14 protein-coding genes are annotated in these 12,574 nt (G+C 63.8%); 11 read left to right on the top strand and 3 right to left on the bottom strand.

Features of this window, described 5'->3' with window-relative positions; translation table 11 throughout:
* The first annotated feature begins 5 nt into the window (after window positions 1-5).
* The 3 genes from modB to CK228_RS10480 all read left to right on the top strand — a co-directional run bounded on the left by modB (window position 6) and on the right by CK228_RS10480 (window position 2,252).
* Window positions 6-710 carry a molybdate ABC transporter permease subunit gene (gene modB / locus CK228_RS10470; RefSeq protein ID WP_095787787.1) on the top strand — a complete coding sequence of 235 codons (705 nt, stop codon included), beginning with the start codon at window positions 6-8 and terminating at the stop codon, window positions 708-710.
* The gene (gene modC, locus CK228_RS10475; protein WP_095774001.1) at window positions 707-1,819 is read left to right on the top strand and encodes a molybdenum ABC transporter ATP-binding protein; all 1,113 of its coding nucleotides are present in this window, start codon (window positions 707-709) and stop codon (window positions 1,817-1,819) included. Before modB ends, modC begins: the two co-directional genes overlap by 4 nt.
* Window positions 1,820-1,910: 91 nt before the next feature.
* A complete protein-coding gene (locus CK228_RS10480; RefSeq protein ID WP_010910183.1) occupies window positions 1,911-2,252 on the top strand; it encodes a winged helix-turn-helix domain-containing protein in 342 nt (113 codons plus the stop codon).
* 129 nt (window positions 2,253-2,381) lie between these two features.
* Here the strand turns inward: CK228_RS10480 and cobF are convergent, their stop codons facing one another.
* Window positions 2,382-3,146, bottom strand: coding sequence for a precorrin-6A synthase (deacetylating) (cobF, locus tag CK228_RS10485; RefSeq protein WP_095787788.1), 765 nt, complete (start codon window positions 3,144-3,146; stop codon window positions 2,382-2,384).
* 148 nt (window positions 3,147-3,294) lie between these two features.
* On the opposite strand from cobF, the gene CK228_RS10490 reads away from it, so the two are divergent.
* The 6 genes from CK228_RS10490 (at window position 3,295) to CK228_RS10515 (ending at window position 8,934) form a co-directional block, all read left to right on the top strand.
* Window positions 3,295-4,311 carry a DUF4424 domain-containing protein gene (locus CK228_RS10490; protein ID WP_095787789.1) on the top strand — a complete coding sequence of 339 codons (1,017 nt, stop codon included), beginning with the start codon at window positions 3,295-3,297 and terminating at the stop codon, window positions 4,309-4,311.
* A complete protein-coding gene (locus CK228_RS10495) occupies window positions 4,311-4,829 on the top strand; it encodes a dihydrofolate reductase (RefSeq protein ID WP_095774005.1) in 519 nt (172 codons plus the stop codon). The genes CK228_RS10490 and CK228_RS10495 overlap by 1 nt, the downstream gene beginning before the upstream one ends.
* Before the next feature lie 168 nt (window positions 4,830-4,997).
* On the top strand, window positions 4,998-6,113 hold the full coding sequence (gene hflK, locus CK228_RS10500; protein WP_095787790.1) for an FtsH protease activity modulator HflK: 1,116 nt from the start codon (window positions 4,998-5,000) through the stop codon (window positions 6,111-6,113).
* Window positions 6,113-7,078 carry a protease modulator HflC gene (locus CK228_RS10505; protein WP_095787791.1) on the top strand — a complete coding sequence of 322 codons (966 nt, stop codon included), beginning with the start codon at window positions 6,113-6,115 and terminating at the stop codon, window positions 7,076-7,078. Before hflK ends, CK228_RS10505 begins: the two co-directional genes overlap by 1 nt.
* Window positions 7,079-7,081: 3 nt before the next feature.
* Window positions 7,082-7,270 carry a DUF2065 domain-containing protein gene (locus tag CK228_RS10510; RefSeq protein ID WP_095787792.1) on the top strand — a complete coding sequence of 63 codons (189 nt, stop codon included), beginning with the start codon at window positions 7,082-7,084 and terminating at the stop codon, window positions 7,268-7,270.
* Between the two features lie 149 nt (window positions 7,271-7,419).
* Window positions 7,420-8,934 (top strand): DegQ family serine endoprotease, encoded by a 1,515-nt coding sequence (locus tag CK228_RS10515; protein WP_095773076.1) that lies wholly within the window; start codon window positions 7,420-7,422, stop codon window positions 8,932-8,934.
* Window positions 8,935-9,085: 151 nt separating this feature from the next.
* On the opposite strand, the gene CK228_RS10520 is transcribed toward CK228_RS10515, so the two are convergent.
* Both CK228_RS10520 and serB read right to left on the bottom strand, forming a co-directional pair.
* Window positions 9,086-9,658 (bottom strand): GNAT family N-acetyltransferase, encoded by a 573-nt coding sequence (locus CK228_RS10520; RefSeq protein WP_095787793.1) that lies wholly within the window; start codon window positions 9,656-9,658, stop codon window positions 9,086-9,088.
* Complete coding sequence (gene serB / locus CK228_RS10525) at window positions 9,655-10,542, bottom strand: phosphoserine phosphatase SerB (protein ID WP_095787794.1); 888 nt, start codon at window positions 10,540-10,542, stop codon at window positions 9,655-9,657. The genes CK228_RS10520 and serB overlap by 4 nt, the downstream gene beginning before the upstream one ends.
* Here serB and miaA point away from each other — a divergent pair.
* Window positions 10,532-11,497: a tRNA (adenosine(37)-N6)-dimethylallyltransferase MiaA gene (gene miaA / locus CK228_RS10530; protein WP_095787795.1), complete on the top strand. Its 966-nt coding sequence runs from the start codon at window positions 10,532-10,534 to the stop codon at window positions 11,495-11,497. The genes serB and miaA overlap by 11 nt on opposite strands.
* A gap of 105 nt (window positions 11,498-11,602) precedes the next feature.
* Window positions 11,603-12,394 (top strand): GGDEF domain-containing protein, encoded by a 792-nt coding sequence (locus tag CK228_RS10535; protein ID WP_095787796.1) that lies wholly within the window; start codon window positions 11,603-11,605, stop codon window positions 12,392-12,394.
* The last annotated feature ends 180 nt before the right edge of the window (window positions 12,395-12,574 follow it).

Below are 12,574 nucleotides of genomic sequence, written 5' to 3' on the forward strand. Positions count from 1 at the left end.
GCAATATGACCTGGCTGGTGGACCTCACTCCCGACGAATGGAATGCGGTCCGGCTGTCCATCAAGGTGGCGACCGTGGCGATGCTCGCCAGCCTGCCGCCGGGCATAGCCATCGCGCTGCTGCTTGCCCGCGGACAATTCTGGGGCAAGACGCTGCTCAACGGCGTGGTTCATCTGCCGCTGATCCTGCCGCCTGTCGTGACCGGCTATCTCCTGCTTTTGACGTTTGGCAAGCGCGGTCCGGCCGGCGCCTTCCTGGCCGAGCATTTCGGCATCGTCTTCTCGTTTCGCTGGACGGGTGCGGCGCTGGCCTGCGGTGTCATGGGCTTTCCGCTGATGGTGCGGGCAATCCGGCTGTCGATCGAAGCGGTGGACCGCAAGATGGAGGCGGCCGCGGGAACGCTTGGCGCCAATCCTTTGTGGGTGTTCGCCACCATCACGCTGCCGCTGATCCTGCCCGGGCTGATCGCGGGCGCCATCCTGGCCTTCGCCAAGGCGATGGGCGAGTTCGGCGCGACCATCACCTTCGTCTCCAACATCCCCAACGAAACGCAGACGCTGCCCTCGGCGATCTACACTTTCACGCAGGTGCCGGGCGGCGATGAGGGGGCATTGCGGCTGACATTGATCTCGGTCGTCATCTCGATGGCGGCTTTGGTCGCCTCGGAAGTGCTGGCGCTGCGGGTCGGGCGGCAAATGGACATCGAATGAGCGTCCGCGTCGACATCGGCCATCGGCTCGGCGATTTCGCCATCGAGGCACGCTTCGAGAGCGCCGGGCGGCTCACCGCGCTGTTTGGGCCGTCAGGCTCCGGCAAGACCACGCTCATCAACATGATCGCCGGGCTGATCCGGCCCGACAAGGGCCGCATCGAGGTGGAGGGTCGTGCACTGGTCGACACCGATGCCGGCATTTTCGTGCCGAAGCACAGGCGCCGTATCGGCATGGTGTTCCAGGACGCGCGCCTGTTTCCACATATGAGCGTGGCCGGCAATCTGCGTTACGGCCGCTGGTTCACGCCGGCCAAGGAGCGCTACGCCGACATGGATGCCGTCGTCGACCTGCTCGGCATCGGCCCGCTGCTCAACAGGCGCCCGGTGAAGCTCTCGGGCGGCGAGAAGCAGCGCGTGGCGATCGGCCGGGCGCTGCTCGCCAGCCCCAGGCTGTTGCTCATGGACGAGCCGCTGGCCTCGCTCGACGAGGCGCGCAAGGCCGAGATCCTGCCCTATATCGAACGGCTGCGCGATGAGACGAAGATCCCGATCGTCTATGTCAGCCATTCGGTCGCCGAGGTGGCGCGGCTGGCCAGCGACGTGGTGATGCTGGCGCAAGGCAAGGTTGTTGCCAGCGGTCCGACCGATGCGGTGATGCAAAGGCTCGACCTGCTGCCGGCGGAAGAGCGCGGCGAGGGCGGTGCGGTGCTGGACACCAAGGTGCTGCGCCACGACGAGATTTTCGGCATGACCGTGCTCGTCTCGGCCGCCGGTGAGATCCGCGTGCCGCGTCTGGCGATGAAAGCCGGGGCTCCCGTGCGTGTCCGCATCCGGGCCCGTGATGTTATGATCGCCGCGGAGAAGCCGACAGGCCTCAGTGCGCTCAACATCCTGCCTGGCACGATCGTTGCGATCCGCCCGGGCGAAGGGCCGGCGGTCGAGGTCGACATCGATTGCAATGGCGCAACGGTGCTCGCCCGCATCACCGAACAGTCGCGGCAGGCGCTGGAATTGCGGCTCGGCGGCAAGGTTTTCGCTGTGGTCAAGACAGTGAGTTTCGACCGGGCCAACACCGGCGCCGGCCTGCCGCTCGAGGTCGATGGCTGACAGAAGCGGCGTTCGCCGCTATATTGATTTGGAATAACGGTATCGCTGAAGTGGCTTCGGCAGGAGTCCTGGCGACCGCGGAGGAGCAAAGATGCCATCGCTGAGCTTGCGGATAAATCTCGATCCCGACGGGCGGATCGGTCCGGGCAAGATCGAGCTTCTGGAGCAGATCGCCACCTTCGGCTCGATCTCGGCCGCCGCGCGCGGCATGGAGATGTCCTACAAGCACGCCTGGGATCTGGTGGAGGACATGAACCGGGTGTTCGGCAAGCCGCTGGTCGCCGCGCAGACCGGAGGCCGCAAGGGCGGCGGCGCGCAGCTGACGGCCATTGGCCTGGCGGTGGTCAGCCGTTTCCGCGCCATCGAACGTGCGGCCACTGCGGCAGCGGCGACGCATATGGATGCGCTGCAGGCGGAGATCGATGCGGGCTGAGAGGCGGGGGCGGTAGGGCAGTAGGGCAGTAGGGCAGTAGGGATTGCGGCCCAACTCTTCGCCGTCGGAGATTTTCGTTTCCAAATCTGCCTTAACGCGCGTCTAAGTTAGAATTTCACTGCCTACTGCCTATTCTTCCGGCTTGCGCAGCAGATAGGTGTCCATGATCCAGCCCTTTTGCCGGCGGGCTTGCTCGCGGACCTTTTCGATCTCGGCGCCGACATCGCCGAGGCGACCGGAGACGATGATCTCGTCCGGCGTGCCGAGATAGGCGCCCCAATGGATGATGACATCCGGGTCGGCGACTGTGTTGAAGGCGCATTTGCCGTCCAGCATGACGACTGTGCTGCCGGCATTGCTGGCCAGACCTTCTTCGGTCAGCCTGCGGCCGGTGGTGACCAGGAACGAATCGCCGATGCGGTTCAGTGCCATTTTGTGGCTGGCGGCAAGCGCCTGGATGGCGGTGATGCCGGGGATGACTTCCAGTTCGAAGGCGACATTGTTCCTCAGGCGCACGCGCTCGAGGATGCGCAGCGCGCTGTCGTAGAGCGAAGGATCGCCCCAGATCAGGAAGGCGCCGCAGCCATCCTCGGCGATCTCGTCGCGGATCAGGGCTTCGTAGATGGCAGCGATGGCTTCGTGCCAGTCGTCGACAGTCGAGCGGTAGGAAGACGTCGGTTCGGCGCGGACCGGCACGTCGAATTCGACGCGGCGCGATTTCGGGTTGCTGACGAAGCGGTCGCAGATCTCGCGCCGCAATTCGGCAAGGTCGTTCTTCTTGGCACCCTTGTCGGGGATGAACAGCACATCGGCACGGTTCAAGCCTGATATGGCCTGAACCGTCATGTGGTCGGGGTTGCCGGCGCCGATGCCGATGACGAGAAGCTTGCGCATGGGCCGAACTCCTGCCCGATCGGAAGCTGTTAGTCCAGACCGCCAGCATGTCCAGGCCGGTGTGGCGTAGTCACGCAAGTGGAAGGGCTTTGAAACGCCGCATTGAAACGGCTAGGGTCGTCGGGGCATTCTTGCCGAGGGGGCTTCGATGTTGCAATATGTTCTGACTGCGGCGCTGGCGCTTTCGACGGCACCCGCATTGGCCAACGATTCGGTTGCCGAGCTTGGCACAGGCGGCTTGATCCTGTCGCGCAGCGATGCGGTCGCGATGCAAAGCGAGGATCTCTTCATCTCGCCCGACAAGGTCACGGTCGACTACGTCTTTCACAACAACACCGACAAGGATGTCGACGCGATCGTCGCCTTCCCGATGCCCGATATCTCGGGCGACCCCGAAGAAATGCCGGCCATCCCCGAAAACCAAAGCGACAATTTCCTCGGCTTCGAGGTGACGATTGATGGTGTCGCGGCAAAGCCTCAACTCGAGCAGAAGGTGTTCGCGCTCGGCATCGACATCGGTGCCGATCTCAAGGCGCAGAATGTGCCGTTCAACCCGTTCGGCGATGCGGCCAAGGCGGCATTGGCGAAGCTGCCGCAAGCGGTGGCCGAGGACTGGGTCAACCGCGGCATCATCATCGAGGACACCGCCGATGACGGCAGCGGCATGAAATCCTCCTATGCGCCGTTCTGGCAATTGCGCTCGACCTACTGGTGGCGCTCGACCTTTCCGGCCAACAAGGACGTTCACGTTTCCCATCGCTACAAGCCGAGCGTCGGCGGCACGTCGTCGGTCAGCTTCTTCTATGACGGCCAGTTCCAGGGGCAATATGCGACATACAAGACCCGCTACTGCATGGACGACACGTTCGAGAACGCGGTGCGCAAGGCGGCGAAGGACAATCCGGAAGGCTATCCCAAATATTATGAAAGCCGCATCGCCTATATACTGACCACCGGCGGCAACTGGGCGGCGGGCACCATCGGTAAGTTCAAGCTGACCGTCGACAAGGGCAATCCGAAAGACTTGGTCTCGTTCTGCGGCGACAATGTCAAAAAGGTCGGGCCGACGAGTTTCGAGATGACCGCGAACGATTTTTACCCAGAGCACGACATCGATATCCTGCTGCTCGAACCGTCGGACAGCAATGGCGGGGACGCGAACTGATGCATGTGGCAATCTACGTCGCCATTGCCGAGAACGGCGTGATCGGGCGGGATGGCGGACTGCCATGGCGGCTCTCCACCGATCTCAAGCGCTTCAAGGCCGACACGATGGGCAAGCCCATCATCATGGGCCGCAAAACCTATGAAGGCATAGGCCGTCCGCTGCCGGGCCGGCTCAACATCGTCGTCACCCGTGACAAGAGCTGGCGCGCCGAGGGCGTCGAGGTGGCGCATACGCTGGAGGCCGCGATTCAGCTGGCAACGGTGCGCGCGCGCTGCATGGCCGGCATCGACGAGGCCTGCGTGATCGGCGGCGGTCAGATCTATGCCCAGGCGCTGCCGCTGGCCGACAGGCTGCACGTCACCCATGTGCTGGCCGCCGTCGACGGCGACGCGCATTTCCCGCCGATCGACGCCGAGACATGGCGCGTGGTCAGTTCGCAGGGGGTTCCGGCCGGGGAAAAGGACAGCCACGCAACACGCTATTCGGTTTATGAGCGCCGCCGCCCGATACTTTGATAGACAAAAAGTGCATTGAAGGACGACAAAGGGTCGCTACCGGCCCAAAACGGATGATGTCGGCGGCGCATCGCGTTGAAAGCGTGCTGTGGCGTCCCTATAGAAGAACAACACTGGATTTGCGCCGTAACTCCGGCGCTTGAGGGAATTCCAAGCGAAAGGACGTTCATGCCCTGGAACGACAAGAGTGGCGGAGGCGGCGGCCCGTGGGGCGGCGGCGGTAACAATCAGGGGCCTTGGGGGCAGGGGCCCAAGGGGCCAAGCGGCCCACAGGGCTCGCCCCCGGACCTCGAAGACATTATCCGCCGCGGCCAGGACCGGCTGCGGCGCGCTCTGCCCGGCGGCGGTGGCGCCAGTCCGGCAGTGTTCGGGCTGATTGCCGCGGTGCTGGTCGTTCTGTGGGCATTCCAGGCGGTCTATACGGTGCAGCCCGACGAGGTCGCCGTCGAATTGCGTTTCGGCAAGCCGAAGCCCGAACTCTCACAACCTGGCCTGCATTTCCATTGGTGGCCGCTTGAAACCGTCGAGACGGCCAAGATTTCCGAGCAGCTCGTCGACATTGGCGGCGGCAACACCAGCGGCAACGGCCTGATGCTGTCGGGCGACCAGAACATCGTCAACGTGCAGTTTTCGGTGGCCTACCAGGTCTCCGATCCCCGGGCCTATCTGTTCGACGTCTCGGATCCGGACGGCATGCTGCGGCAGGTTGCCGAAAGCGCCATGCGCGAAGCCGTCGGCCGCCGGCCGGCACAGGATATCTTCCGCGACGACCGCCAGGGCATAGCGGCGTCGGTGCGAGAAATCATCCAGTCGACGCTGGACGGCTACAAGGCCGGTCTCAACGTCAACGCCGTATCGATCGAGGATGCAGCGCCGCCACGCGAAGTGGCCGATGCGTTCGACGAGGTGCAGCGTGCCGAGCAGGACGAGGACAAGTTCGTCGAGCAGGCCAACCAGTATTCCAACCAGAAGCTCGGCCAGGCGCGCGGCCAGGCGGCACAGATCCGCGAAGACGCGGCCGCCTACAAGAACCGTGTGGTGCAGGAAGCCGAAGGTGAGGCCCAGCGCTTCATCTCGGTCTATGACGAGTACGCCAAGGCGCCGGATGTAACCCGCAAGCGTCTCTATCTGGAAACCATGGAGAGGGTTCTGAAGGACTCGAGCAAGGTCATCGTCGAGCAGGGCAACGGACAAGGTGTCGTGCCCTATCTGCCGTTGCCGGCATTGCAGGCGAAACCGCTGGCTCCGGCCGCGCCTGCCGCGAACACGGGAGGTACACAGTGATGGCCAACCGTCTTCCCATTTTCGTCGTCATCGCGGCGGTCGTGCTTTTCCTGATCTATTCCTCGGTCTTCGTGGTCAATGCGCGCCAGCAGGCGCTGGTGTTGAGGTTCGGCGAGATCGTCGACGTCAAGACCGAGCCCGGCATCTATTTCAAGGCGCCGTTCTCGTTCTTCGACGCCGATACGGTGCAACTGATCGAGAACAGGGTGCTGCGCTTCGACCTCGACAACATCCGCGTCCAGGTGTCGGGCGGTAAGTTCTATGAGGTCGATGCCTTCATCGCCTATCGCATCTCGGATCCGCGCGTCTTCCGTGCCGCCGTGTCCGGTCAGATCGAATTGGCCGAGGCGCGGCTGAGGACGCGTCTCGACGCTGCCTTGCGCCGCGTCTACGGCCTGCGCGACTTCGAGGCGGCACTCTCGGAACAGCGTGCCGTGATGATGCGTGAGGTGCGCGATCAACTCCGGCCCGACGCCACCTCGCTCGGCCTGCAGATCGAGGATGTCCGCATCCGCCGCACCGACCTCACGGCCGAGGTTTCACAGCAGACCTACGATCGCATGAAGGCGGAACGTCTGGCCGAGGCCGCCCGGCTCAGGGCACGCGGCAACGAGGCGGCACAGCGCATTACGGCGCGCGCCGATCGTGAAGTGGTCGAGATCGTTGCCGAAGCGCAGAAGGAATCCGAGATCCTGCGCGGCGAGGGCGAAGCCCAGCGCAGCGCTACCTTCGCGGACGCCTACAAGCGCGACCCGGCCTTCTTCGACTTCTACCGGTCGATGAATGCCTACGGCACGGCGCTGGACAACACCGGGACGACCATGGTGCTGTCGCCGAGTTCGGAGTTCTTCCGCTACTTCCGCGATCCCGATAGCAAGGAAGGGCCGGCGAAACCGGCGGCAGCCGCCGCACCGGCAACGGCGCCCGCCGCGCCGACGACACAACCCAGCACCGGCCAGAAATAGCGGGTGCAGGACTTTTTCGCGGCGATAGGCCTGGTCCTCGTCATAGAGGGCCTGGTCTATGGCGGCTTTCCCGGCTTCGCGCGGAAGCTCGCCGGCGATGTCCTGTCGATGCCGGAGAACGCATTGCGGATCGCCGGGCTGGTCGCGATCGCCATCGGTGTCGGCATCGTCTGGCTGGTGCGGGGCGGATGAGATGGCCGTTATTCGTCCGCGGCAAAACGGAGGATTAATCCTCTGCCGATAGTCGTAGCCGCAAACGTGCCGTATTTTTTGCCAACATAGCGCAACGCGGTGTTTTCGCCGTTGCGCTTTCTCTTTCAGAAAGACCGGGAGGCTTCTCGATGACATCCACACTCCTTTTGCGCGCGGCGCGGCGGACCTTCATCGCCGGCACGGCAGCGCTGCTCGTCGGCACCGTCGCCGTCCCGTCCTTCGTGGCGCCGACCTTCGCGGCCGATGGGCCTGCTTCGGTGGCTGACCTGGCGCAGGGCGTGCTCGGCGCGGTGGTCAACATCTCGACTTCGCAGACGGTGAAGGGCACGGAGGGGCCAGGCGCGGTGCCGATGCCGCAGCTTCCCGAGGGCTCGCCATTCCAGGATTTCTTCGACGATTTCTTCAAGAACCGCGGCGGCGACAAGGACAATAGCGCGCAGAAAGTGCAGTCGCTGGGATCCGGTTTCGTCATCGACGCCGAGCAAGGCATCGTCGTCACCAACAATCACGTGATCGCCGACGCCGACGACATCGAGGTCAACTTCTCCGATGGCGTGACGCTGAAGGCGACGCTGGTCGGTACCGACACCAAGACCGACGTCGCGGTGCTGAAGGTCGATCCGAAAGGCCACAAGCTGACCGCGGTGAAGTTCGGCGATTCCACCAAGATGCGCGTCGGCGACTGGGTGATGGCTGTCGGCAATCCGTTCGGCCTCGGCGGCACGGTGACGGTCGGCATCGTGTCGGCGCGCAACCGCGACATCAATTCCGGTCCCTATGACGATTTCATCCAGACCGACGCGGCGATCAATCGCGGCAATTCGGGCGGACCGCTGTTCAACAGCGCCGGCGAAGTCATCGGCATCAACACCGCGATCATTTCGCCGTCCGGTGGCTCGATCGGCATCGGCTTCTCCATTCCCTCGCAGCTTGCCGCGGGCGTCGTCGACCAGTTGCGTCAGTTTGGCGAGACGCGGCGCGGGTGGCTCGGCGTGCGCATCCAGCCGGTGACGGACGACATCGCCGAAAGCCTCGGCATGGCGACCGCCAAGGGCGCGCTGGTCGCCGGCGTCATCAAGGGCGGCCCGGTCGACAACGGCACCATCCAGGCCGGTGACGTCATCATCAAGTTCGACGGCAAGGACATCCATGAAATGCGCGACCTGCCGCGCGTCGTCGCCGAAAGCCCCGTCGGCAAGGCCGTCGACGTGCTGATCGTGCGCAAGGGCGTCGAGCAGACGGTGAAGGTGACGCTTGGCCGGCTCGAGGATGGCGAGAAGCTTGCCAGCGGCGAGAACGGCAACACCGACCAGGACAAGGGCAACAAGGCTCCGGCCGTTTCGACCGCCTCGGTGCTCGGCATGACCGTCGGCGAACTCAATGACGAGACGCGCAAGAAGTTCAGCATCGCCGCCGATGTCTCCGGCGTCGTCATCACCGACGTGGCCAAGGATTCGGCCGCCGCCGAACGCGGCATACAGCCGGGCGAGGTGATTACCGAGATCGCGCAGGAATCGGTCGCCACGCCCAAGGACGTCATGGACCGGATCGGCGCGCTGAAGGAGCAGGGCCGCAAGAACGCGCTCCTGATGCTGGCGTCGAAGACCGGCGAGTTGCGCTTCGTGACGATCCGGATGGATTGAGATTTCAATCCGGCGATTTTCAAAAAGGCGGATAGAGCATTTCACACGGAAACGGTGAAATGCTCTATGCTTTTGTTTTGAAGCAATTCCCAAGGGAAAGCGCTATGCGCTTTTCCCGGGAAAACCGCTTCGCACTTTTCCTGGAATTGCTCTAACCGGCCGCCTTTTTTCTTGCCTGCCAGTCCTCGTCTGAAAGCCTGTAGAGCACATGCCGCTTGAGCTTTGGATGGCTGTCGGGAATGCCGGGATGGTCGAAGTCGGCCGCCGGATCGGCTGTCATGCCGAGGCGTTTCATGACGGCGGTCGAGCGGTGGTTTCCCGCGACCGCGAAGGAGACGATCTCTTCGACGGCCAATGTTTCGAAACCGTAAGCCAGCCAGGCTTGCGACGCCTCGGTGACATAGCCCTTGCCCCAGAATTCGGGCGCCAGCCGCCAGCCGATCTCGATGGTGCCGGCGGGCAGGACGTCGATATCCTCTGTTCCAGACAGGCCGACAAAACCGATGCACTCGCCCGTGGCGGCAATCTCGGCCGCGGCGAAGCCATAGCCGTCCTCATCGATCCATGCGCGGACCTCGTCCATCTTGGCGTCCGCGGCGGCACGGTCACGACGGAACGGGAAGAATTCCATGACGCGCTCGTCGGAATTGATGCGATGGAAGAGCTCGCGGTCACGCTCTTCCCAATTGCGCAGGATGAGGCGTTCGGTGCGCATGGGTTTCATTTGACGAACTCTTCCTGGCGATAGCCCTGCAGATAGAGCAATGCGGTGAGGTCGCCATGGTCGATGCGAACCTTGGCCTGCGCCGCCACGGTCGGCTTGGCATGCAGCGCGACGCCGGTGCCGGCGAGGCGGATCATGTCGAGGTCGTTGGCGCCATCGCCGACGGCGATGGCGTCGGCTGGCGTCAGGCCAAGGCGTGCGGATATTTCGAGCAGCGCGTCGGCCTTGGCAGCGCGGCCGAGGATCGGCTCGCCGACCAGGCCAGTAAAGCGCCCATCCTGTTCGAGCAGGCGGTTGGCGCGGTTCTCCTGAAAGCCGAGCATGGCCGCGATGCGGGTCGTGAACACTTCGAAGCCGCCCGAGACGAGCGCCGCCCAGGCGCCATTAGCAAGCATGGTCTGCACCAGCGTGCGGCCGCCCGAGGCCAATGTCAGCCGATTGGCGACGATGCGGTCGACGATGGCGGCTTCGAGCCCCTTCAACAGCGCGACGCGTTCGCGCAGGGCCGGCTCGAAGGCGATCTCGCCGTTCATCGATCGCGCGGTGATCGCCGCGACGTGCTCCTTGAGGCCGATCTCGTCGGCCAACTCGTCGATGCACTCCTGGTCGATCATGGTCGAATCCATGTCGGCGATGAGGATTTTCTTGCGGCGCGTTTCGGCCTGTTGGACAATCACGTCGACCGGTTCCGCGGCCAATGCGGCACGCAGGGCAGCTGTGGTATTGGCGGTGTCGGCCGCTTGCGGCAGGGCTAGATCGCAGGCAATGCCTTCGGCCAGCCAGACGACAGTGCTTGCGCCCACCGACCGCGAGGCCATATTCGCAAGCGACGGCGATACTGCGCGGTCAGCGGGACGGGAAACAAGCGTGGCAATGAGCGGCATAGAGGATTCCGGCACGGATGCGGGCGAAGGTCGCGTGAAGAACGCGATCCTGATAGCCGGGCCGACCGCCAGCGGCAAGTCGGCATTGGCGCTCGACCTGGCCGAACGCGCAGGCGGCGTCATCGTCAACACCGATTCCATGCAAGGCTATTCGGTGCTCGACGTGCTGACCGCCCGCCCGGAGCCGGCCGACCTCGCACGCGTGCCGCATTTTCTCTACGGCCACGTCCAACCCGCGACCGCCTATTCGACGGGCGCGTGGCTGCGCGACGTGATGAAACTCATCGACGATGGCGAACTGTCGCGGCGGCCGGTCTTCGTCGGCGGCACCGGCCTCTATTTTCGCGCGCTGGCCGAGGGTATTTCGGAAATGCCTGACATTCCGCCGCGCATCCGCGACCGCTGGCGCTACGAGCTGAAGGAGCAAGGCGCGGTCAAGCTGCACGGCCTGCTGCTGCGCGAGGATTCGAGAGCCGCCATGCAGCTCAAGCCAACTGACAGCCAGCGCATCGTGCGGGCGCTCGAAGTGCTCGACGCCTCCGGCCGATCGATCCTGGAATGGCAGGCCGAGCGCGGCCGGCCGCTCATCGACAGGCAGACGGCGCGTTTCCTGGTCATCGAGCCGGATCGGGCCGCGCTGGTCGATCGCATCGAGAGGCGCTTCGACCAGATGCTGGACAAGGGCGCGCTGGAGGAAGTCAGGCAGCTTGCGGCCCTTCGCCTTGATCCGGATCTGCCGGCAATGAAGGCGATCGGCGTTCGCGACCTGCAGGCGGCGATGGCTGGAGAGTTGAGCTTTGCCGAAGCAATCGAGCGCGCCAAGATTGCAACCCGACAATACGCCAAGCGGCAGGCGACCTGGTTTCGCCACCAGCTGGGGCCGGAATGGCATAGATTGCGCCCCGGTGACAATCTCGAAACCACGATCCAAACACTTGTTGCTAATGCAACTTAAAAAGTTGACCATGACGGAAGGGTTCGCGCCGAAGTTGCCGGGATTAACGCTCCGTAAGGCGGTCCGTGCCATAAGGTCGATGGGCACTTTTCCATTGGGGAGCAGATGCGTTTCCATAAGGCGGAATCCGCTTTTTTCGTCTTTATTTTCGTGATCCTGGCCGCTGGCCTGGTGACGCTGCACGCCTATGGGCTCTTGCAATCCTTCGCCACGGAACTCCATACGCAGTCGGGCCTGGACAAGGTCATCTACCTCAACAAGCTGTTGTTCGCGACCGGGGTGCTGCTTGCGACCGCGCTGTTTTTCGGCATCTTCTTCATCTATCCGCTGATCCGCAAACAGGCGACGGAAGAAGGCAAGCTGCGCGCCATGACGGTTTCGCTCAGCGCTCGCTCCGAAACGCTCGAGCACGCCGCGCTGACGGACAGCCTGACCGGCATGCAGAACCGACGCTATTTCGACGATGCGCTTAAGGAATATCTCGAGGAGTTCCGCCGCATCGAAAAGCCGGTCGGGCTGATGATCCTCGATCTCGACCATTTCAAGCAGGTCAACGACACGCACGGCCACGATGTCGGCGACGAGGTCCTCAGGGCCGTCGCCAGCTGCCTCAAGGACATGACACGTTTCCACGACGTGGTGGCACGGCTGGGCGGCGAGGAGTTTGCCGTGGTCACGCCCAACATGGAGGCGGAGTTGCTGGCCAAGTTCGCCGAGCGCATCCGCAAGGCGGTAGCCAACATGTCGATCCTTTCGGGCAACGTCCGGCTCAAGATCACCACCAGCGTCGGCCTTGCCGTCTGGGACCGCAAGGAAACGGCCGAGGAGTTCTACCGCCGCGCCGACCGCCAGCTCTATGAGGCGAAGAGGCAGGGCCGCAACCGCGTCTGCGCCTAAAATCCCGAAGAAGAATTCATGAGGCCGGTTGCCTGACGCGGCTTTCTCGACTTCCGGTGCTCACGGACTGAATGTCCGCTCCGCTCCGGCTTCTCGAAAACCGCGCCATTCAATCCGGCCTGATGAATTCCCTTTCGGGATTTACCCAAGCTGGTTCGACGTCGAGCCTTTCGAAGCTGG

The sequence above is a fragment of the Mesorhizobium sp. WSM4312 genome (genome assembly GCF_002294875.1).
GTDB lineage: Bacteria > Pseudomonadota > Alphaproteobacteria > Rhizobiales > Rhizobiaceae > Mesorhizobium.